The following is a 20,568-nucleotide window of genomic DNA, read 5'->3' on the forward strand; positions in this document are numbered from 1 at the left end:
GCCCGTCGACTCTCGTTGACGATCAGGAGAAAGCTGTGATCCAGCAGGAGTCGCGACTGCGTGTCGCCGACAACACTGGTGCCAAGGAGATCCTTTGCATCCGTGTTCTCGGTGGCTCCGGTCGCCGCTACGCCGGTATCGGGGACGTCATCGTCGCCACCGTCAAGGACGCGATCCCCGGTGGTTCGGTGAAGAAGGGTGACGTCGTCAAGTGCGTCATCGTTCGTACCGTCAAGGAGCGTCGTCGTCCGGATGGCTCGTACATCCGCTTCGACGAGAACGCCGCGGTCGTTCTCAAGAACACCGATGGTGACCCCCGTGGCACCCGCATCTTCGGCCCGGTGGGCCGCGAGCTGCGTGACAAGAAGTTCATGAAGATCATCTCGCTTGCGCCGGAGGTGCTCTAACCCATGGCGAACAGCATGAAGATCAAGAAGGGTGACCTGGTCCAGGTCATCACCGGCAAGGACCGCGGTAAGCAGGGCAAGGTCATCCAGGCCATCCCCGCCACCAACAAGGTCCTGGTCGAGGGTGTCAACCGGGTCAAGAAGCACACCAAGCCGGGTCCGGGCACCCAGGGCGGCATCATCACCGTCGAGGCCCCGGTTCACGTCTCCAACGTCCAGCTGGTCGTGGAGAAGGACGGCAAGAAGGTCGTCACCCGCGTTGGCTACCGCTTCGACGACGAGGGCAACAAGATCCGCGTTGCCAAGCGAACCGGTGAGGACATCTGATGTCTGAGACGACTGTTGAGAAGGTGACCCCCCGTCTCAAGGAGCGTTACAACTCCGAGATCAAGGGTCAGCTGCAGGAGGAGTTCTCGTTCGAGAACGTCATGCTGATCCCCGGCCTGGTCAAGGTCGTGGTCAACATGGGTGTCGGCGAGGCCGCTCGTGACAGCAAGCTGATCGAGGGCGCGATCCGCGACCTCACCGCCATCACCGGCCAGAAGCCGGCGGTGACGAAGGCTCGCAAGTCCATCGCGCAGTTCAAGCTGCGTGAGGGCCAGCCGATCGGCACCCACGTCACCCTCCGTGGTGACCGCATGTGGGAGTTCCTGGACCGTCTGGTGTCGCTGGCCCTGCCGCGTATCCGTGACTTCCGTGGTCTCTCCCCGAAGCAGTTCGACGGCCGTGGCAACTACACCTTCGGTCTGACCGAGCAGGTCATGTTCCACGAGATCGACCAGGACAAGGTCGACCGTCAGCGCGGTATGGACATCACCGTCGTGACCACCGCTCAGAACGACGACGAGGGCCGGGCGCTCCTGCGCGCACTGGGCTTCCCGTTCAAGGAGGCGTAACTCATGGCGAAGAAGTCCCTCATCGCGAAGTCCGAGCGCAAGCCGAAGTTCGCTGTCCGCGGTTACACCCGCTGCCAGCGCTGCGGCCGCCCGCACTCGGTGTACCGCAAGTTCGGCCTCTGCCGTGTCTGCCTCCGTGAGATGGCGCACCGCGGCGAGCTGCCGGGCGTGACCAAGAGCTCCTGGTAACCCAGGCTCCGTCACACAGCGAATCAGCAGGTGTGCCCGACCCCACGTAGTCCGTTTTTGGGCTGCCGTACGGAATCCCGTAGGGTAGTGGGGTCGGGCCCCCTGTCGCGGCAGCCAGAGCTGTCCGCGACCCTCTTATGAGGGCTCGCACCCAGTCTTACTAACGCCGCAGGTCCCCTGCGTCTGTGCCCCCGCCGCACTCCTCGGAGTGCGGCGGGGGGACCTGGCGCGGAGAAACCACGGCGAGAGAGGCCTGAGGCCATCATGACCATGACCGACCCCATCGCAGACATGCTCACGCGTCTGCGTAACGCGAACTCGGCGTACCACGACACCGTGGCGATGCCGGCTAGCAAGATCAAGGCGCACGTCGCCGAGATCCTGCAGCAGGAGGGGTACATCTCCTCTTGGAAGGTTGAGGAGCCGGTTGAGGGCGAGGTCGGCAAGAAGCTGACCATCGACCTCAAGTTCGGCCCCAACCGTGAGCGCTCCATCGCCGGCATCAAGCGCATCAGCAAGCCGGGTCTGCGCGTTTACGCAAAGTCCACCAACCTGCCGAAGGTGCTCGGCGGCCTGGGCGTGGCGATCATCTCCACGTCCTCCGGTCTCCTCACCGACAAGCAGGCCGCCAAGAAGGGCGTAGGCGGAGAAGTTCTCGCCTACGTCTGGTAATTCGGGAAACGGAGGTACAGCAATGTCTCGCATTGGACGGCTGCCCATCCCGGTTCCCGCCGGCGTGGACGTCACCATCGATGGCCAGACGGTCTCGGTGAAGGGCCCCAAGGGCTCCCTCACCCACACCGTTGCCGCGCCCATCGAGATCAGCAAGGGCGAGGACGGCACTCTGCTCGTCACCCGCCCCAACGACGAGCGTCTGTCGAAGGCCCTGCACGGCCTTTCCCGCACGCTGGTGGCGAACATGATCACCGGCGTGACCGCGGGATACCGCAAGTCGCTGGAGATCAGCGGTGTTGGTTACCGAGTCGCAGCGAAGGGCTCCGCGCTGGAGTTCCAGCTCGGCTACAGCCACCCGATCCTGATCGAGGCCAAGGAGGGCATCTCCTTCGTGGTCGAGTCGCCCACCAAGTTCCACGTGGACGGGATCGACAAGCAGCTGGTCGGCGAAGAGTCGGCCAAGATCCGCAAGCTGCGCAAGCCCGACCCGTACAAGGCCAAGGGCGTCAAGTACGCGGGCGAGGTCATCCGCCGCAAGGTCGGAAAGAGCGGTAAGTAAGCCATGAGTCTTTCTGTGAAGATCGGCAAGGGCAACGGCTACAAGAACGCTGCCCGCAAGCGTCGCGCCATTCGCGTTCGCAAGCGCGTCACCGGCACCGAGGTCCGTCCTCGTCTCGTCGTGACCCGCTCGAACCGTCACATGGTCGCCCAGGTCATCGACGACGCCAAGGGTCACACCCTCGCGTCGGCGTCCACCCTCGATGTTTCCATCCGTGGCAACGAGGGCGACAAGACCGAGCTGGCCAAGAAGGTCGGAGCCCTGGTCGCCGAGCGCGCCAAGGCCGCCGGCATCGAGTCGGTCGTCTTCGACCGCGCGGGCAACCGTTACGCGGGGCGCATCGCCGCCCTGGCGGACGCTGCCCGTGAGGCCGGGCTCGACTTCTAAGCCGCTCGTCGGCTCAGTCGACGGACGTAATCGAGAGAGGTAATTCCAATGGCTGGACCCCAGCGCCGCGGTAGCGGCGCCGGCGGCGGCACCGGCGGTGGCGAGCGGCGTGACCGTAAGCGCGACGACCGGGGCAACGCCCCCGCCGTCGAGAAGACTGCTTACGTTGAGCGTGTCGTTGCGATCAACCGTGTCGCCAAGGTTGTCAAGGGTGGTCGTCGTTTCAGCTTCACCGCGCTGGTCGTGGTGGGCGACGGTGACGGCACCGTAGGTGTCGGCTACGGGAAGGCGAAGGAGGTTCCGGCCGCCATCGCCAAGGGTGTTGAGGAGGCCAAGAAGAACTTCTTCAAGGTCCCCCGTATCCAGGGCACCATCCCGCACCCGATCCAGGGCGAGAAGGCCGCCGGCGTCGTGCTCCTGAAGCCCGCGTCCCCCGGTACCGGCGTTATCGCCGGTGGCCCGGTGCGTGCTGTCCTGGAGTGCGCCGGCGTTCACGACATCCTGTCGAAGTCGCTCGGCTCGGACAACGCGATCAACATCGTGCACGCCACCGTGGCTGCTCTGAAGGGCCTCGTGCGCCCCGAGGAGATCGCGGCCCGCCGTGGCCTGCCGCTGGAGGACGTGGCCCCCGCTGCTCTGCTCCGCGCTCGCGCGGCCGGGACCGCGGCGGTGAGTGCCTGATGGCTCGCCTGAAGGTCACTCAGACCAAGTCGTACATCGGCAGCAAGCAGAACCACCGTGACACGCTCCGTTCGCTCGGCCTGAAGCGGCTGAACGACACCGTGGTGAAGGAGGACCGCCCGGAGATCCGCGGCATGGTCCACACCGTTCGTCACCTCGTCACGGTCGAGGAGGTGGACTGAAATGGCAGACAACTCGCCGATCAAGATCCACAACCTGCGCCCGGCCCCCGGCGCCAAGACCGACAAGATCCGTGTCGGTCGTGGTGAGGGTTCCAAGGGTAAGACCGCAGGTCGTGGTACCAAGGGCACCAAGGCCCGCTACCAGGTTCCGCAGCGCTTCGAGGGTGGGCAGATGCCCCTCCACATGCGTCTGCCGAAGCTCAAGGGCTTCAAGAACCCGGCGCACAAGCAGTTCCAGGTCGTGAACCTGGAGAAGCTGGCCGAGCTCTACCCGCAGGGTGGCGAGGTCACCGTGGCCGACCTGATCGCGAAGGGCGCCGTTCGCAAGAACGAGCTCGTCAAGGTTCTCGGCACCGGCGACATCGCGGTTGCGCTGCAGGTGACGGTTGACGCCGTCTCCGGCTCCGCCGCCGAGAAGATCACCGCTGCCGGCGGTACGGTCACCGAGCTCCTCTGAGCAGGTTGACGTCCACGAACCCCGTACCTCCCTCCTGGGAGGTACGGGGTTCGTGCTTTTCGGGTGGCTTTTGTGGTTGAAAACGGGCATCCCGTCCCCCGTGCGTGGGGGAGGAGCCGCGCACGCTTCTTTCGGGTGGCCACACACTGTTAGAGTCCGTGGAGTTCCCTTGTAGGCTGCGCCCAGGCTTGCCTGTGCCGTCCGTTGACGCGGACACCCCGAGGGGCCGCACTCCCCACACCCATTCAGGACCGACCCTCCCGCCGACGACGTGCGGGAGGCGCAGGAGGCACCGTGCTCAGTGCGTTCGCGCGGGCGTTCCAGACGCCCGACCTGCGCAAGAAGCTGCTGTTCACGCTGGGCATCATGGTGCTGTTCCGGCTGGGCGCTCACATCCCCGTGCCGGGCGTCGACTTCGTCGCGGTGAACCAGTGCCTGGAGAAGACCCCGAGCGGTCTGTTCGGCCTGGTGAACCTCTTCAGTGGTGGCGCGCTGCTGCAGCTGACGATCTTCGCGCTCGGCATCATGCCGTACATCACGGCCAGCATCATCCTCCAGCTCCTCACCGTCGTGATCCCGCGGCTCGAGGCGCTGAAGAAGGAGGGCCAGGCGGGTACGGCCAAGATCACCCAGTACACCCGTTACCTGACCATCGCGCTCGCCGTGCTCCAGGGCACCGGCATCGTCGCGACGGCCTCCAGCGGTGCGCTGTTCTCCGGCTGCCAGTACGCCAACCAGGTCGTGCCGGACCAGTCGGTCTTCCGGATCGCCACCATGGTGATCACGATGACCGCCGGCACCACGATGGTGATGTGGCTCGGTGAGCTGATCACCGACCGCGGCATCGGCAACGGCATGTCCATCCTGATCTTCACCTCGATCGCGTCGGGCTTCCCCGGCTCGATGTGGGCGATCAAGCTCTCGGGCAAGATCGGTGACGGCTGGGTCGAGTTCTTCAGCGTCATCGCGATCGGTGTGATCGTGGTGATCCTGGTCATCTTCGTCGAGCAGGCGCAGCGCCGGATCCCGGTCCAGTACGCGAAGCGCATGATCGGCCGCAAGGCGTTCGGCGGGACGTCGACCTACATCCCGTTGAAGGTCAACCAGGCCGGTGTGATCCCGGTCATCTTCGCCTCGTCGCTGCTGTACATCCCGGCGCTGGTCGCCCAGCTGACGAACAGCCAGGCCGGCTGGGCGACCTGGATCCGCGACAACTTCGTCCGCGGTGACCACCCGATCTACATGGCCACGTACTTCGTGCTGATCGTGTTCTTCGCCTTCTTCTACGTCGCGATCTCCTTCAACCCCGAAGAAGTTGCGGACAACATGAAGAAGTATGGTGGGTTCATCCCGGGCATCCGGGCCGGCCGACCGACGGCCGAGTACCTCAACTACGTGCTGACCCGTATCACGTGGCCGGGGTCGCTCTACCTGGGCCTGATCGCGTTGATCCCGATGATCGCCCTGGTCGCCTTCAACGCGAACCAAAACTTCCCGTTCGGTGGCACCAGCGTGCTCATCGTCGTCGGTGTCGGACTCGAAACTGTGAAGCAGATCGAGAGCCAGCTCCAGCAGCGTAATTACGAAGGGTTCCTCCGCTGATGCGTATCGTCCTCGTCGGACCTCCCGGGGCCGGGAAGGGTACTCAGGCGCACGTCCTGGCCAAGACCCTGTCCATTCCCCACATCTCCACCGGAGACCTGTTCCGCGCCAACATCAGCCAGGGCACCCAGCTGGGGCTCGAGGCCAAGGCGTACATGGACGCGGGTCGTCTGGTACCGGATGAGGTCACCATCGGGATGGCCAAGGACCGGATGTCGCAGCCCGACGCCGCCAACGGCTTCCTGCTGGACGGGTTCCCCCGGAACCTCGGTCAGGCCAAGGCCCTGGACGAGATCCTGGTGGAGTTCGGCATCGCCCTCGACGGCGTGCTGGACCTGGAGGTCCCCGAGGACGAGGTCGTCAAGCGGATCGCGGGCCGTCGGCTCTGCCGGGTGAACGGTGGCCACGTGTTCCACGTGGTCTACAACCCGCCGAAGACCGAGGGCGTCTGCGACGAGTGCGGCGGCGAGCTGTACCAGCGCTCGGACGACACCGAGGAGAAGGTGCGGACGCGGCTGGAGGTCTACCACACGGAGACCGAGCCGATCATCGAGTACTACAACCAGCAGGGCCTGCTGGTCACCATCTCGGCGCTGGGCAAGGTCGACGAGGTGACCGAGCGCGCGGTGGCCGCGCTGGAGAGCAAGAAGAGCGTCTGAGACCGACCGGACGGCCGGGACGCCCCCGCACGGGGGAGTCCCGGCCGTTTCGTCGTCGTACGGTGGTAGAGGCAGCACGGCCCCCCGGCAAGGACCGGACGGGCCTTCGAACTGGAAGGCGTGGACCAGATGGTGGAGATCAAGACCCCCGAGCAGGTCGCCAAGATGCGGGTGGCCGGACTGGTCGTCGCCGAGGCGCTGAAGGCGGCCCGCGAGGCCGTCCGGCCGGGTGTCACCACCCAGGAGCTCAACGACATCGCGGCGAAGGTGATCGCCGACCACGGCGCCACCTCGAACTTCCGCGCGCACCACGGCGGCCTGTGGTTCCCGGGTGTGATCTGCGCCTCCGTCAACAACGAGGTGGTGCACGGCATCCCGGGCGACCGGGTGCTGGTCGAGGGTGACCTCATCTCGATCGACTGCGGTGCGATCGTGGACGGCTGGCACGGCGACGCCGCGATCACCGTGGCGGTCGGCGAGGTGGCTCCCGAGGTGGAGATGCTCAGCCGGGTGACCGAGGGCTCGATGTGGGCCGGCATCGCCCAGATGAAGAAGAACAACCGCCTGGTCGAGGTCTCCAAGGCGATCGAGGGCTTCATCCGTCGCCAGCCGCTGCCGCCCAAGGGCAAGTGGGGCATCACCGAGGGGTACGGCGGCCACGGCATCGGGACCGCGATGCACATGGAGCCGCACGTGCTGAACTACGTCGAGCGCGGCCGCGGCAAGGGCCCGAAGCTGGTCCCCGGCACCGTGCTGGCGATCGAGCCGATGGTCTCGCTGGGCACCCCGCACACCACGGTGCTGGAGGACGACTGGACGGTCGTCACCAACGACGGGACCTGGGCCTCGCACTGGGAGCACTCGGTGGCGATCACCGAGCAGGGTCCGCTGGTGCTGACCGCCTTCGACGGTGGCAAGGCGGAGCTGGCCAAGCTGGGCGTGGTCGCGGCGCCGGACCCGCTCGGCTAGTCGCTGACGGGACGTCAAGGGCTCGGTGGGTTTCGCCCACCGGGCCCTTTGTCCTATTTTTAGGAGCCGACACCTTCGAAGGGACTGCAAGTGCTCAAGGGATTCCGCGACTTCATGATGCGCGGCAACGTGATCGACATGGCGGTCGGTGTCGTCATCGGCTCGGCTTTCACCGCGGTGGTGACCGGCTTCGTCGCGGCCTTCCTCACCCCGCTGGTCGGCGTGGTGGTCGGCGCGGCCGGCGACTTCCGCTCGTACAGCTTCGCGCTGGCCGGCGTGACCTTCCCGTACGGCCAGTTCCTGAACGTGCTGATCGCGTTCCTGCTGACCGCCGCGGTGCTGTACTTCTTCGTGGTGCTGCCGGTCACCAAGGCGACCGCCCGCTACCTGCCGAAGAAGCCCAAGGCCCCGAAGCGTCCGTGCCCCGAGTGCCTGACCGAGATCCCGGTGGCCGCCCGGCGCTGCGCGGCGTGCACCGCCCAGGTCGAGCCGCTGGTCCCGGCCGGCGTCTGAGGCGTTTTGGTCCGGGGGCGGGCCGTGGCGTACGATGGACCGTCGGCTCACTCGTAGCGTGCTTCAGCACGCCCTCTGCCCGGTCAGGGCTGGGGTGAATCCAGGTTCGCACGAGCGTGCCGCATACGGTAGCCGTCCCCGGAAGGTGGATCTCGCAGTTCATGGCAAAGAAGCAAGGCGCCATTGAGATCGAGGGCACCGTGATCGAGTCTCTTCCGAACGCCATGTTCAGGGTTGAGCTGCAGAACGGTCACAAGGTCCTCGCGCACATCAGCGGGAAGATGCGGATGCACTACATCCGGATCCTCCCGGACGACCGCGTGGTCGTTGAGCTCAGCCCTTACGACCTGACTCGCGGCCGGATCGTCTACCGGTACAAGTAAGCAACTGTCAGATCTAGACCCGGAGTACCTGAATCATGAAGGTCAAGCCGAGCGTCAAGAAGATCTGCGACAAGTGCAAGGTGATCCGCCGTCACGGCCGGGTCATGGTGATCTGCGACAACCTGCGCCACAAGCAGCGCCAGGGCTGATCAGCTTCACCCAGCATTTCTCGTACGTCTTTGCGTGAGTACAGCTTCGCGCGACGCGACACAACGTAATGAACGGGCTGCCCGATCCGTCCGCAGGACGGACTGCCACCCCCGGTCAGAGGCCGGGGCTCCCACACCGAGAGGTGTCGGAGTAGGTAGCACGTCAGACCTCTGAAGAAACACAGGAGCCTTGAATGGCACGCCTCGCAGGCGTTGATCTCCCGCGTGAGAAGCGCATCGAGATCGCCCTCACCTACGTCTACGGCATCGGTCGCACCCGCGCGCAGCTCGCGCTCGCGGAGACCGGCGTGAACCCGGACATCCGCGTTCGCGACATCGCCGAGGAAGACCTGGTCAAGCTCGGCCAGTACATCGACGCGAACTTCGAGGTCGAGGGTGACCTCCGCCGTGCGGTTGCCGCTGACATCCGCCGCAAGGTCGAGATCGGCTGCTACGAGGGTCTGCGTCACCGCCGGGGTCTCCCCGTCCGCGGCCAGCGCACCCACACCAACGCGCGTACCCGCAAGGGCCCGCGTCGCGCGATTGCCGGCAAGAAGAAGCCGGGCAAGAAGTAGTCCGCCCGTTAACCGGACTTCCCTCCGGCCCGCGGGTTAGCGGACCGACCACCTCAGTAGGAGAACAGACTTATGCCCCCCAAGGGTCGTCAGGCTGCCGGCGCCAAGAAGGTGCGCCGCAAGGAGAAGAAGAACGTCGCTCACGGGCACGCCCACATCAAGAGCACGTTCAACAACACCATCGTTTCGATCACCGACCCCTCGGGCAACGTGATCTCCTGGGCCTCTGCCGGCCACGTCGGCTTCAAGGGTTCGCGCAAGTCCACTCCCTTCGCCGCGCAGATGGCCGCCGAGTCGGCTGCCCGTCGCGCGCAGGAGCACGGCATGCGCAAGGTCGACGTCTTCGTCAAGGGTCCGGGCTCCGGCCGCGAGACCGCGATCCGCTCGCTCCAGGCCACCGGCCTGGAGGTGGGTTCGATCCAGGACGTCACCCCCACCCCGCACAACGGCTGCCGTCCGCCGAAGCGCCGCCGCGTCTGACGCAGCGCCTTCGGGCAGTCTGACGTTTCAAACCACGTACGGGGTCCTGCGCAGTTGAGTGTCACTGCTTGCGGGACCCCGTACGCTGGTTCTGTTCGGCATCAAATAGTGGGTGCCGAGTTCCAACTGGAGGATCTGAAAACATGCTGATCGCTCAGCGCCCCTCGCTGACCGAAGAGGTCGTCGACGAGTTCCGCTCGCGGTTCGTGATCGAGCCGCTCGAGCCGGGCTTCGGCTACACCCTCGGCAACTCGCTCCGCCGCACGCTCCTCTCCTCGATCCCCGGTGCCGCTGTCACCAGCATCCGGGTCGACGGTGTCCTGCACGAGTTCACCACCGTGCCGGGCGTCAAGGAGGACGTGACCGACCTCATCCTCAACATCAAGCAGCTGGTCGTCTCCTCGGAGCACGACGAGCCGGTCGTGATGTACCTGCGCAAGCAGGGCCCGGGTGTGGTCACCGCCGCCGACATCGCGCCCCCGGCCGGTGTCGAGGTGCACAACCCCGAGCTGGTCCTCGCCACGCTCAACGGCAAGGGCAAGCTGGAGATGGAGCTGACCGTCGAGCGCGGTCGCGGCTACGTCTCCGCGGTGCAGAACAAGGCTTCCGGCCAGGAGATCGGCCGGATCCCGGTCGACTCGATCTACAGCCCCGTGCTGAAGGTCACCTACAAGGTCGAGGCCACCCGTGTCGAGCAGCGGACCGACTTCGACAAGCTCATCGTCGACGTCGAGACCAAGCCCGCCATGCGCCCGCGTGACGCCATGGCGTCGGCCGGTAAGACCCTGGTGGAGCTGTTCGGTCTCGCCCGCGAGCTGAACATCGACGCCGAGGGCATCGACATGGGCCCGTCCCCGACGGACGCGGCCCTGGCCGCCGATCTCGCCCTGCCGATCGAGGAGCTCGAGCTCACCGTTCGGTCGTACAACTGCCTCAAGCGCGAGGGCATCCACACCGTGGGTGAGCTCGTGGCCCGCTCCGAGGCCGACCTGCTCGACATCCGCAACTTCGGTGCGAAGTCGATCGACGAGGTCAAGGCGAAGCTGGCCGGCATGGGCCTGGCGCTCAAGGACAGCCCGCCCGGGTTCGACCCGACCGCCGCCGCCGACGCCTTCGGCGCCGACGACCTGGACGACGCGGGTTACGCGGAGACCGAGCAGTACTAAGGATTTCGACAGGGGCGGCCCCCGGGTCGCCCCTGTTCGATGCAAGAAAGCCGTCCGGGCAACAGTGCCCGGGCGCCCGTCCCGGTACCTGATACGGCCGGGTTCGGAGATTTGAGGAGCAATCATGCCCCGTCCCACGAAGGGTGCCCGCCTCGGCGGCGGCCCGCACCACGAGCCGCTGCTGCTCGCCGGCCTGTGCCGCGAGCTGTTCCAGTACGGCCGCATCACCACGACCGAGGCCAAGGCCCGTCGGATGCGCCCGCTGGCCGAGCGCCTCATCACGAAGGCGAAGGTCGGCGACATCCACAACCGTCGCATCGTCCGCAAGACGATCACCGACGTCTCCGTGCTGCACACCCTCTTCACCGAGATCGCGCCGCGCTACGAGAACCGCCCGGGTGGTTACACCCGTATCACCAAGATCGGTCCCCGTCGTGGCGACAACGCCCCGATGGCCGTGATCGAGCTGGTCGAGGCCCTCACCGTCGCGCAGAACGCGGTCGGCGAGGCCGAGGCGGCCACCAAGCGTGCCGTCAAGGAGGCCGACGCCAAGGTCGAGGCCACCGAGGCCGCCGAGACCGAGGTCGTCGCCGACGAGGTCGAGGCCGACAAGGCCTGACGCCTTGAGGTGTTCGTTCGGGCCCGCTTCCCGTTGGGGAGGCGGGCCCGTTCCTTCTTTCCTGGAGTGGATGTGCTGAACGACTGTGCCGAGCAGCCCCCGGCCAAGGACGGTCCGGCGGACGGCCACGTCCGGATCCGGCTCGACCTCGCCTACCAGGGCGCCGAGTTCTCCGGCTGGGCCCGCCAGCGCGGGCGGCGCACGGTGCAGGAGGAGATCGAGAGCGCGCTGCAGATCGTCACCCGCAGCGCGGAGCTCTTCCCGCTCACGGTGGCGGGCCGGACCGACGCCGGGGTGCACGCGAGGGGCCAGGTCGCGCACGTCGACCTGCCGGTCGAGTTGTGGGCCGAGCACGGCGAGAAGCTGCTGCGGCGGCTGGCCGGACGGCTGCCGGCCGACGTACGGGTGTACCGGATCACCGAGGCGCCGTCGGGCTTCGACGCCCGCTTCGCCGCGATCTGGCGCCGGTACGCCTACCGGGTGGCCGACCATCAGGGCGGGGTGGACCCGATGCTCCGGGGGCACGTGCTCTGGCACGACCGGCCGGTGGACGTCGACCGGATGAACGAGGCGGCGCGGCTGCTGATCGGCGAGCACGACTTCGCGGCGTACTGCAAGAAGCGCGAGGGCGCGACCACCATCAGGACGCTGCTCGAACTGCGGTGGGACCGGGTGGCGATCGATCCGTACGCGGCCCAGGAGGGGTCGCTGGCGGTCGCCACGGTGCGGGCCGACGCGTTCTGCCACAACATGGTGCGGGCGCTGGTGGGGGCGATGCTCCTGGTCGGCGACGGGCACCGGCCGGTGGAGTTCCCCGGCGAGGTGCTGGCCGGCGGGGTCCGCAACTCCGCGGTCAACGTGATCCGTCCGCACGGACTGACGCTGGAGGAGGTCGGCTACCCGGCCGACGACCAGCTCGCGGAGCGGAACCGGATCTCCCGGCGCTTGCGGACGCTGCCGGGAGCGGTCGGCTAAACGGTTTGGGTCGACTGCCCTGGCCTTGGCACAATTCCAGGCATGGGACACGTCGAGATTTCGCACCTGGAGTACTACCTGCCGGACGGACGGGTGCTCTTCGACGACGCGTCCTTCCGGGTCGGCGAGGGGTCGGCCGTCGCGTTGGTGGGGGCCAACGGGGCCGGTAAGACCACGTTGCTGCGCATGATCGCGGGGGACACCCAGCCGCACGGCGGCTCGGTGACGGTCAGCGGCGGGCTGGGCGTGATGCGCCAGTTCGTCGGGACGACCGGCCGCGAGGACCAGCGGGAGACGCCGGGGGCGCTGGCCGCCGACGCCTCCGTCCGGGACCTGCTGGTCTCGGTGGCCCCGCCGCGGATCGCGGTCGCCGCCAAGGCGGTGGACGCGGCCGAGCTGGCGATGATGGCGCAGGACGACGAGAAGTCGCAGATGGCTTACGCCCAGGCGCTCTCGGACTGGGCCGACGCGGACGGCTACGACTACGAGACGGTCTGGGACGTCTGCACCACGGCGGCGCTGGGGATGCCGTTCGACCGGGCCCAGTTCCGCGGCCTGAACACGCTCTCCGGCGGCGAGCAGAAGCGGCTGGTGCTGGAGGCGCTGCTACGCGGCCCCGAGGAGGTGCTGCTCCTCGACGAGCCGGACAACTACCTCGACGTACCGGGCAAGCGCTGGCTGGAGGAGGCGATCCGGGCCACTCCGAAGACCGTGTTGTTCATCTCACACGACCGGGAGCTGCTGTCCCGGGCCGCCGACAAGATCATCAGCGTCGAGACCGGTTTCGGCGGCGGTGGCAGCAGCGTCTGGGTGCACGGTGGCGGCTTCGAGTCGTTCCACGACGCCCGCAAGGAGCGCTTCGAGCGCTTCGAGGAGCTGGGCCGCCGTTGGGACGAGGAGCACGCCAAGCTGAAGAAGCTGGTGGTGAACCTCCGTCAGGCCGCCTCGATCAGCCATGCGCTGGCCACCCGGTACGCGGCCGCGCAGACCCGTCTGAAGAAGTTCGAGGAGGCGGGCCGGCCGGAGGAGCCGCCGCGCGAGCAGAACATCACCATGCGGCTCAAGGGCGCCCGGACGGGCGTCCGGGCGCTGACCATCGAGCAGCTCGAACTGACCGGCCTGATGAAGCCCTTCGACCTGGAGGTCTTCTACGGCGAGCGGGTCGGCGTGCTCGGCTCGAACGGCTCGGGCAAGTCGCACTTCCTGCGGCTGCTGGCGGGCGACGACACGGTCAAGCACGACGGCTCGTTCCGGCTCGGCGCCCGGGTGGTGCCGGGCCACTTCCGGCAGACCCACGCCCACCCCGAGCTGCTCGGACGGACCGTCAGGTCGATCATCGAGGAGGAGCACGCGCTCAGCCGCGGCGCCGCGATGGGCGCGCTGCGCCGGTACGAGCTGGACCGGCAGGAGGAGCAGAAGTTCGAGTCGCTCTCCGGTGGCCAGCAGGCCCGGCTGATGATCCTCAAGCTGGAGCTCACCGGCGTCACCGCGCTGCTGCTGGACGAGCCGACGGACAACCTGGACCTGGAGAGCGCCGAGGCGCTCCAGCAGGGCCTGGAGGCCTTCGACGGCACTGTGCTGTGTGTCACCCACGACCGCTGGTTCGCCAAGACCTTCGACCGTTTCCTCGTGTTCGGCGCCGACGGAAGGGTCTACGAGTCCTCCGAACCGGTCTGGGACGAGACCCGCGTGCAGCGCGACAGGTGACCGTTTTTGACCCGTACGGAGCTGCCCGGTAGGCTGGGCCCTTGTTGTGCGTATTGGCTCGCTCCATCTCACGTGAGAGGTCGGTACGCCGGAGATACCCAGGCCGATGACCAGCGGCTCCCCCTTGAATTGCGTCCAAGCGGGACCAGGCTGATCTCTCGTCCGGGTGCTCCTGTCAGGACTCACTCACTGAAAAGCGAAGGCTACGACCGTGCGTACGTACAGCCCCAAGCCCGGCGACGTCCAGCGTCAGTGGCACGTCATCGACGCGCAAGACGTCGTGCTCGGCCGCCTGGCCTCCCAGGCCGCCAACCTCCTCCGGGGCAAGCACAAGGCGATCTACGCGCCGCACGTTGACACTGGTGACTTCGTCATCATCATCAACGCGGACAAGGTGCACCTGTCTGGTAACAAGAAGACCCAGAAGATGGCGTACCGCCACAGCGGCTTCCCGGGCGGTCTCCGCTCGGTCCGCTACGACGACCTCCTGGACAAGAACCCGGAGAAGGCCGTCGAGAAGGCCATCAAGGGCATGATCCCCAAGAACAGCCTGGGCCGCCAGATGCTCTCCAAGCTGAAGGTCTACTCGGGCGACCAGCACCCGCACGCTGCGCAGCAGCCGGTGCCGTTCGAGATCACCCAGGTCGCGCAGTAATTCCGGCCACCAAGCCCCATCACTGAGAAGCTGAGGAACACCGTGGCCGAGACTGCCATCGAGAACACCCTTGAGGTCGACTTCGACGAGAACAACGTCGAAGAGTTCACCTCCGAGGAGAGCTACACCTCCGAGTCGCTGGCCGGCCGTTTCGGCGAGGCCATCCCCGGCGCCGGCCTCGGCCGTCGCAAGGAGGCCATTGCCCGCGTCCGGATCGTTCCGGGCACCGGCAAGTGGAAGATCAACGGTCGCACCCTGGAGAACTACTTCCCCAACAAGGTGCACCAGCAGACCGTGAACGAGCCCTTCAAGCTCCTTGAGCTCGACGGCCGTTACGACGTTGTCGCCCGCATCTCGGGTGGCGGCGTCTCCGGTCAGGCCTACGCGCTGCGCCTCGGCGTCGCCCGTGCGCTGAACGAGGCGGACGTGGACAACAACCGCGCCGCGCTCAAGAAGGCCGGTTTCCTGATGCGTGACGCGCGTGCCGTCGAGCGCAAGAAGGCCGGTCTCAAGAAGGCCCGTAAGGCCCCGCAGTACAGCAAGCGCTAAGCACCTCCACCGGGGGGCGTACCATCTCGATGGTTTCGCACCCCCGGGGTGTGCTGGACACCCCGGAGCACCCCGTGTGCTCCGGGGTGTCGTGTTTTTTCTCCCCGTACGCCTGTGCGGAGGCAGGGGAGCCGCGAGAGATTTCTTGCCTGTGGAACGGCGATGGAGGACGGAAACTGTGGGACGACTCTTCGGTACGGACGGCGTGCGCGGTGTGGCCAACCAGACCCTGACGGCCGAGCTGGCCCTCGGGCTCTCGGTGGCCGCGGCCCATGTGCTCGGTGACGCGGGGGCCTTCGACGGCCACCGGCCGGTCGCCGTGGTCGGGCGCGACCCCCGGGCGTCCGGGGAGTTCCTGGAGGCCGCCGTGATCGCGGGCCTGGCCAGCGCAGGCGTGGACGTACTGCGGGTCGGCGTCCTGCCCACCCCCGCCGTGGCGTACCTCACCGGGGCGCTCGGCGCGGACTTCGGCGTGATGCTGTCGGCCAGTCACAACGCGATGCCCGACAACGGCATCAAGTTCCTGGCCCGCGGCGGCCACAAGCTGGACGACGCGATCGAGGACGCGATCGAGGCGCACTACCACCGCTACGGCGTCGGCTCGAACGAGGACTGGCAGCGCCCCACGGGCGCGGCGGTCGGCCGGGTCCGGCAGTACACCGAGGGCTTCGACCGGTACGTCGCGCACCTGGTCGCCGTGCTGCCGAACCGCCTCGACGGTGTGAAGGTTGTCATCGACGGCGCGCACGGTGCGGCGGCCCGGGTCGCCCCCGAGGCGTTCGCCCGGGCCGGGGCCGAGGTGGTCTACACGCTCGGCGCCGAGCCGAACGGCCTGAACATCAATGACGGCGTCGGCTCCACCCACCTGGACAAGCTCCGGGTCGCGATGCGGGAGCACAAGGCCGACCTGGGCATCGCCCTGGACGGCGACGCCGACCGCTGCCTGGCCGCCGACGCGGACGGCAACGAGGTGGACGGCGACCAGATCCTGGCCATCCTGGCGGTCGCCATGAAGGAGGCCGGCACGCTGCGCGGGGGAACCGCGGTGGCCACCGTGATGTCCAACCTCGGCTTCAAGCTGGCGATGGAGCGCGAGGGCATCGAGCTGGTGCAGACCGCGGTCGGCGACCGGTACGTGCTGGAGGAGATGAAGCAGCACGGCTTCGCGCTCGGCGGCGAGCAGTCCGGGCACGTGATCCTGCTGGACCACGCGACCACCGGCGACGGCACGCTGACCGGCCTGATGCTCGGCGCCCGGCTGGCCGCCACCAAGCAGCCGCTGGCCGACCTGGCCGCCGTGATGACCCGGCTGCCGCAGCTGCTGATCAACGTCAAGGGCGTCGACCGGAGCCGGGTGACCAGCTCGCCCGAGCTGGCCGCCGCCGTCGCCGAGGCCGAGGCCGAGCTCGGTGCCACCGGCCGGGTGCTGCTGCGCCCGTCCGGGACCGAGCCGCTGGTCCGGGTGATGGTCGAGGCCGCCGACCAGGTGCAGGCGCAGGCGGTCTGCGAGCGGCTGGCCACGGCGGTCCGTACCCACCTGGGCTGAGACCTCGCGGACTGAACACGCGTCAGGCGCCCCTCGCCGAGGGGCGCCTGAGGCGTTTTCAGAGCTTGCGCAGCAGGGCCCGGCGGACCTTGTGGTCGGCGCCCTTCTGGAGCACCAGGGTGGCCCGGCCCCGGGTGGGCAGCACGTTCTCCACCAGGTTGGGCTTGTTGATGGTGCGCCAGACCTGGCGGCCGTACTCCATCGCCTCCTCCTCCGGCACCTCGGTGAAGCGGCGGAAGTAGGAGTTCGGGTCCTGGAAGGCGGTGTCCCGCAGCTTCTTGAACCGGGACAGGTACCAGCTCTCGATGTCGTCGGTGCGGGCGTCGACGTAGATCGAGAAGTCGAAGTAGTCGGCGACCGCGAGCCTGGTGCGGCCGTCGGTGCCGGGCAGCGCGGGCTGCAGCACGTTCAGCCCCTCGACGATCAGGATGTCGGGGCGCTCCACGGTGAGGCGCTGGTCCGGCACGATGTCGTAGACCAGGTGCGAGTAGACCGGTGCGGTGACCAGGTCCTTGCCCGCCTTCACGTCCGCCACGAAGCGCATCAGCGCCCGGCGGTCGTACGACTCGGGGAAGCCCTTGCGGGCCATCAGGCCCCGGCGGCGGAGCTCGGCGTTGGGGAGCAGGAAGCCGTCGGTGGTGACCAGCTCGACCCGGGGGTGCTCCGGCCAGCGGGCCAGCAGGGCCTTCAGCAGACGGGCGGTGGTGGACTTGCCGACCGCCACCGAGCCGGCCACACCGATCACGAACGGGGTGCGGGTGCGCTCGGTGTCGGGCGTGTCCAGGAACGTCCCGACGGTGCTGCGCAGCTCGTGGGTGGCGTGGATGTAGAGGTTCAGCAGCCGGGACAACGGCAGGTAGACGTCCCGCACCTCGTCCAGGTCGAGGGCGGTGCCCAGGCCACGCAGCTTCTCCACCTCCTCGGCGGTCAGCGGCATCGGGGTGCGCTCCCGGAGGGCGCTCCACTCGGCCCGGTCCAGATCCACGTACGGGGAGGGGGTGGGCGTCGCGGGGGCGCCCCTCGTACAGAGTTCGGTCAGCACGTGGTCCATTGTGGGCCGTTCCGGGGGTTCGGGGTGCTGTGGTGTCGGTCACCAGGGGGTGGCGGGGGAGTCGCAGGTGCGCGGATATCCTGGCGCGATGTGCGGAATCGTAGGTTATGTGGGTCCCCTTGCGGCCCAGAACGTAGTGATCGAAGGTCTGCGACGGCTCGAATACCGGGGGTACGACTCCGCCGGTGTGGCCGTCCAGACACAGGGCGCGGACGGGCAGTGGAGCCTCGCCACGGACAAGCGCGCGGGCAAGCTGGTCAATCTGGAGAAGGCGTTGGCGGAGACCCCTCTCCCTGCCGGGACCTCCGGGATCGGCCACACCCGGTGGGCCACCCACGGTGGTCCGACGGACGCCAACGCCCACCCCCACCTGGACGACGCGCGGCGGGTGGCGGTGGTGCACAACGGCATCATCGAGAACTTCGCGCAGCTGCGGGCGGAGCTCGCGGAGCGGGGCCACACGCTCCGTTCGGAGACCGACACGGAGGTTGTCGCCCATCTGCTGGGTGAGGCGTTCGCCGGTGACCTGGCGGAGGCGATGCGGGTGGTGTGCCGTCAGCTGGACGGTGCGTTCACCCTGGTGGCGGTGCACGCGGACCAGCCGGGTGTGGTGGTCGGTGCGCGGCGGAACTCGCCGTTGGTGGTCGGGCGTGGCGTGGGGGAGAACTTCCTCGCCTCGGACGTGGCGGCGTTCATCGCCCACACGCGGGAGGCGGTGGAGCTGGGGCAGGACCAGGTGGTGGAGCTGCGCGCGGAGTCGGTGACGGTCACCGACTTCGACGGTGCTGTGGCCCAGGTGCGGGAGTACCACGTGGACTGGGACGCGTCGGCGGCGGAGAAGGGCGGTTACGACTACTTCATGCTGAAGGAGATCGCCGAGCAGCCGAAGGCGGTGGCGGACACGCTGCTGGGGCGGATCGGGGCGGACGGTCAGCTGACGCTGGACGAGCTGCGGATCTCGGACGCGCAGTTGCGGCAGGTGGAGAAGGTGGTGATCGTCGCGTGCGGTACCGCGTTCCACGCCGGGATGATCGCCAAGTACGCGATCGAGCACTGGACGCGGATCCCGTGCGAGGTGGAGGTCGCGAGCGAGTTCCGCTACCGGGACCCGATCCTGGACGAGCGGACGCTGGTCATCGCGATCTCGCAGTCCGGCGAGACGATGGACACCCTGATGGCGCTGCGGCACGCGCGTGAGCAGGGCGCGAAGGTGCTGGCGATCTGCAACACCAACGGCTCCACCATCCCCCGCGAGTCCGACGCGGTGCTGTACACCCACGCGGGCCCCGAGGTCGCGGTCGCCTCCACCAAGGCGTTCCTCACCCAGCTCGTCGCCTGCTACCTGGTTGCCCTCTACCTGGGCCAGGTGCGCGGCACCAAGTGGGGCGACGAGATCCAGGGCGTGATCCGGGAGCTCCGCGAGGCCCCCAAGCAGCTTGAGCAGGTGCTGCTGACGATGGAGCCGGTCCGTGAGCTGGCCCGCTCGCTGGCGGACGCCAAGTCGGTGCTCTTCCTCGGCCGCCACGTCGGCTACCCGGTCGCGCTGGAGGGTGCGCTCAAGCTCAAGGAGCTGGCGTACATGCACGCCGAGGGCTTCGCCGCCGGCGAGCTCAAGCACGGCCCGATCGCCCTGATCGAGGAGGGCCTGCCCGTCGTCGTGGTGGTGCCCTCACCGCGCGGCCGCTCGATCCTGCACGACAAGATCGTCTCCAACATCCAGGAGATCCGCGCCCGCGGCGCACGCACCATCGTGATCGCCGAGGAAGGCGACGAGGCCGTGGCCCCGTACGCCGACCACCTGATCCGCATCCCGGTCACCCCGGTGCTGCTCCAGCCGCTGGTCTCGACCGTGCCGCTCCAGGTCTTCGCCTGCGAGCTGGCGACGGCCAAGGGCCACGAGGTCGACCAGCCCCGCAACCTCGCCAAGTCCGTCACGGTCGAGTAGGGCCGGGGGCACTGCTCCCCTGCGGGTTCGCCACCGCAGGGGAGCGGTGTCGAGGGCGAACGAGAAGGCGACCATGGCCCTTCTCCCTCCTGGTGGGTGCGGTCTGTACGAGAGGGTAGGAGCGCGGGCCGGTACCCGGAGGGGATCGAAGCGGTTCTCGCTCGAAGGGGTGCCGTAAGGTCCGGGCAGCGAGGGAGAGGAGCGGGTCGCGGTGATTGTCGGGGTCGGGATCGACGTGGCGGAGATCGAGCGGTTCGGGGCGGCGCTCGAGCGGACGCCCGGGATGGCGGAGCGGCTCTTCACGCCGGGGGAGCTGCTGCTGCCCAGCGGGGAGCGGCGGGGGGCGGCCTCGCTGGCGGCGCGGTTCGCGGCGAAGGAGGCGCTGGCCAAGGCGCTCGGGGCGCCCGGCGGGATGCGCTGGACCGACGCCGAGGTGGAGGTCGCGGAGTCCGGCCGGCCGTTGCTGACGGTGCGTGGGACGGTGGCGGCGCGGGCGGCCGAACTGGGCGTCAGGTCGTGGCATGTGTCCCTGAGTCATGATGCGGGCGTAGCGTCGGCCGTGGTGATCGCGGAAGGCTGAGCCCGGAGGTTG

Annotated in this window: 28 protein-coding genes; 27 read left to right on the plus strand and 1 reads right to left on the minus strand. The window is 68.1% G+C overall.

Annotation, left to right across the window (positions count from 1 at the left end):
• Positions 1 to 35 precede the first annotated feature (35 nt).
• The 25 genes from rplN (at position 36) to glmM (ending at position 16,980) form a co-directional block, all read left to right on the plus strand.
• Complete coding sequence (gene rplN, locus ACKUU6_RS19510; protein WP_030263487.1) at positions 36 to 407, plus strand: 50S ribosomal protein L14; 372 nt, start codon at positions 36 to 38, stop codon at positions 405 to 407.
• A gap of 15 nt (positions 408 to 422) precedes the next feature.
• Positions 423 to 734: a 50S ribosomal protein L24 gene (gene rplX / locus ACKUU6_RS19515; protein WP_057231325.1), complete on the plus strand. Its 312-nt coding sequence runs from the start codon at positions 423 to 425 to the stop codon at positions 732 to 734.
• On the plus strand, positions 734 to 1,303 hold the full coding sequence (gene rplE / locus ACKUU6_RS19520) for a 50S ribosomal protein L5 (protein ID WP_184918572.1): 570 nt from the start codon (positions 734 to 736) through the stop codon (positions 1,301 to 1,303). The genes rplX and rplE overlap by 1 nt, the downstream gene beginning before the upstream one ends.
• Before the next feature lie 3 nt (positions 1,304 to 1,306).
• A complete protein-coding gene (locus ACKUU6_RS19525; RefSeq protein WP_104816571.1) occupies positions 1,307 to 1,492 on the plus strand; it encodes a type Z 30S ribosomal protein S14 in 186 nt (61 codons plus the stop codon).
• 264 nt (positions 1,493 to 1,756) lie between these two features.
• Entirely contained in the window at positions 1,757 to 2,164 is a 408-nt protein-coding gene (gene rpsH, locus ACKUU6_RS19530; RefSeq protein ID WP_057231318.1) for a 30S ribosomal protein S8, read from the plus strand.
• Between the two features lie 22 nt (positions 2,165 to 2,186).
• Positions 2,187 to 2,726, plus strand: coding sequence for a 50S ribosomal protein L6 (gene rplF / locus ACKUU6_RS19535; RefSeq protein WP_184918574.1), 540 nt, complete (start codon positions 2,187 to 2,189; stop codon positions 2,724 to 2,726).
• A gap of 3 nt (positions 2,727 to 2,729) precedes the next feature.
• The gene (rplR, locus tag ACKUU6_RS19540; RefSeq protein WP_407989857.1) at positions 2,730 to 3,113 is read left to right on the plus strand and encodes a 50S ribosomal protein L18; all 384 of its coding nucleotides are present in this window, start codon (positions 2,730 to 2,732) and stop codon (positions 3,111 to 3,113) included.
• A gap of 48 nt (positions 3,114 to 3,161) precedes the next feature.
• Entirely contained in the window at positions 3,162 to 3,794 is a 633-nt protein-coding gene (rpsE, locus tag ACKUU6_RS19545; protein WP_407989858.1) for a 30S ribosomal protein S5, read from the plus strand.
• A complete protein-coding gene (gene rpmD, locus ACKUU6_RS19550; RefSeq protein WP_014136270.1) occupies positions 3,794 to 3,976 on the plus strand; it encodes a 50S ribosomal protein L30 in 183 nt (60 codons plus the stop codon). The genes rpsE and rpmD overlap by 1 nt, the downstream gene beginning before the upstream one ends.
• Before the next feature lies 1 nt (position 3,977).
• Positions 3,978 to 4,433, plus strand: a complete 456-nt coding sequence (gene rplO / locus ACKUU6_RS19555) for a 50S ribosomal protein L15 (protein WP_403036675.1) — start codon at positions 3,978 to 3,980, stop codon at positions 4,431 to 4,433.
• 294 nt (positions 4,434 to 4,727) lie between these two features.
• Complete coding sequence (secY, locus tag ACKUU6_RS19560; RefSeq protein ID WP_407989859.1) at positions 4,728 to 6,035, plus strand: preprotein translocase subunit SecY; 1,308 nt, start codon at positions 4,728 to 4,730, stop codon at positions 6,033 to 6,035.
• Positions 6,035 to 6,694: an adenylate kinase gene (locus ACKUU6_RS19565; RefSeq protein WP_407989860.1), complete on the plus strand. Its 660-nt coding sequence runs from the start codon at positions 6,035 to 6,037 to the stop codon at positions 6,692 to 6,694. Before secY ends, ACKUU6_RS19565 begins: the two co-directional genes overlap by 1 nt.
• 129 nt (positions 6,695 to 6,823) lie before the next feature.
• Positions 6,824 to 7,663, plus strand: coding sequence for a type I methionyl aminopeptidase (gene map / locus ACKUU6_RS19570; RefSeq protein ID WP_407992169.1), 840 nt, complete (start codon positions 6,824 to 6,826; stop codon positions 7,661 to 7,663).
• A gap of 90 nt (positions 7,664 to 7,753) precedes the next feature.
• A complete protein-coding gene (mscL, locus tag ACKUU6_RS19575) occupies positions 7,754 to 8,176 on the plus strand; it encodes a large conductance mechanosensitive channel protein MscL (RefSeq protein ID WP_407989861.1) in 423 nt (140 codons plus the stop codon).
• A 161-nt stretch (positions 8,177 to 8,337) separates the two neighbouring features.
• Positions 8,338 to 8,559 (plus strand): translation initiation factor IF-1, encoded by a 222-nt coding sequence (gene infA / locus ACKUU6_RS19580; RefSeq protein WP_014047798.1) that lies wholly within the window; start codon positions 8,338 to 8,340, stop codon positions 8,557 to 8,559.
• Positions 8,560 to 8,594: 35 nt separating this feature from the next.
• Positions 8,595 to 8,708, plus strand: a complete 114-nt coding sequence (rpmJ, locus tag ACKUU6_RS19585; protein ID WP_003956441.1) for a 50S ribosomal protein L36 — start codon at positions 8,595 to 8,597, stop codon at positions 8,706 to 8,708.
• Between the two features lie 194 nt (positions 8,709 to 8,902).
• Positions 8,903 to 9,283, plus strand: a complete 381-nt coding sequence (gene rpsM, locus ACKUU6_RS19590; protein WP_407989862.1) for a 30S ribosomal protein S13 — start codon at positions 8,903 to 8,905, stop codon at positions 9,281 to 9,283.
• Positions 9,284 to 9,355: 72 nt separating this feature from the next.
• The gene (rpsK, locus tag ACKUU6_RS19595; protein WP_057231298.1) at positions 9,356 to 9,763 is read left to right on the plus strand and encodes a 30S ribosomal protein S11; all 408 of its coding nucleotides are present in this window, start codon (positions 9,356 to 9,358) and stop codon (positions 9,761 to 9,763) included.
• A gap of 143 nt (positions 9,764 to 9,906) precedes the next feature.
• A complete protein-coding gene (locus ACKUU6_RS19600) occupies positions 9,907 to 10,929 on the plus strand; it encodes a DNA-directed RNA polymerase subunit alpha (RefSeq protein WP_030232516.1) in 1,023 nt (340 codons plus the stop codon).
• Positions 10,930 to 11,053: 124 nt separating this feature from the next.
• Positions 11,054 to 11,548 (plus strand): 50S ribosomal protein L17, encoded by a 495-nt coding sequence (rplQ, locus tag ACKUU6_RS19605; RefSeq protein WP_407989863.1) that lies wholly within the window; start codon positions 11,054 to 11,056, stop codon positions 11,546 to 11,548.
• Positions 11,549 to 11,620: 72 nt separating this feature from the next.
• Entirely contained in the window at positions 11,621 to 12,523 is a 903-nt protein-coding gene (gene truA, locus ACKUU6_RS19610; protein ID WP_407989864.1) for a tRNA pseudouridine(38-40) synthase TruA, read from the plus strand.
• Between the two features lie 42 nt (positions 12,524 to 12,565).
• Positions 12,566 to 14,230: an ABC-F family ATP-binding cassette domain-containing protein gene (locus ACKUU6_RS19615; RefSeq protein ID WP_407989865.1), complete on the plus strand. Its 1,665-nt coding sequence runs from the start codon at positions 12,566 to 12,568 to the stop codon at positions 14,228 to 14,230.
• Positions 14,231 to 14,441: 211 nt separating this feature from the next.
• The gene (gene rplM / locus ACKUU6_RS19620; RefSeq protein ID WP_184918591.1) at positions 14,442 to 14,885 is read left to right on the plus strand and encodes a 50S ribosomal protein L13; all 444 of its coding nucleotides are present in this window, start codon (positions 14,442 to 14,444) and stop codon (positions 14,883 to 14,885) included.
• 57 nt (positions 14,886 to 14,942) lie between these two features.
• Positions 14,943 to 15,434 carry a 30S ribosomal protein S9 gene (gene rpsI / locus ACKUU6_RS19625; protein ID WP_407992170.1) on the plus strand — a complete coding sequence of 164 codons (492 nt, stop codon included), beginning with the start codon at positions 14,943 to 14,945 and terminating at the stop codon, positions 15,432 to 15,434.
• A gap of 178 nt (positions 15,435 to 15,612) precedes the next feature.
• On the plus strand, positions 15,613 to 16,980 hold the full coding sequence (glmM, locus tag ACKUU6_RS19630) for a phosphoglucosamine mutase (protein ID WP_407989866.1): 1,368 nt from the start codon (positions 15,613 to 15,615) through the stop codon (positions 16,978 to 16,980).
• A gap of 58 nt (positions 16,981 to 17,038) precedes the next feature.
• Here glmM and coaA read toward each other — a convergent pair whose 3' ends face one another.
• Positions 17,039 to 18,031 carry a type I pantothenate kinase gene (gene coaA, locus ACKUU6_RS19635; protein WP_407989867.1) on the minus strand — a complete coding sequence of 331 codons (993 nt, stop codon included), beginning with the start codon at positions 18,029 to 18,031 and terminating at the stop codon, positions 17,039 to 17,041.
• An 88-nt stretch (positions 18,032 to 18,119) separates the two neighbouring features.
• Between coaA and glmS the strand changes: the two genes are divergently transcribed.
• On the plus strand, positions 18,120 to 19,976 hold the full coding sequence (gene glmS, locus ACKUU6_RS19640; protein ID WP_407989868.1) for a glutamine--fructose-6-phosphate transaminase (isomerizing): 1,857 nt from the start codon (positions 18,120 to 18,122) through the stop codon (positions 19,974 to 19,976).
• 211 nt (positions 19,977 to 20,187) lie between these two features.
• Complete coding sequence (locus tag ACKUU6_RS19645) at positions 20,188 to 20,556, plus strand: holo-ACP synthase (RefSeq protein ID WP_407989869.1); 369 nt, start codon at positions 20,188 to 20,190, stop codon at positions 20,554 to 20,556.
• Positions 20,557 to 20,568 lie beyond the last annotated feature (12 nt).

The sequence above is a fragment of the Kitasatospora sp. CMC57 genome, assembly GCF_045866025.2.
Taxonomy (GTDB): Bacteria; Actinomycetota; Actinomycetes; order Streptomycetales; family Streptomycetaceae; genus Kitasatospora.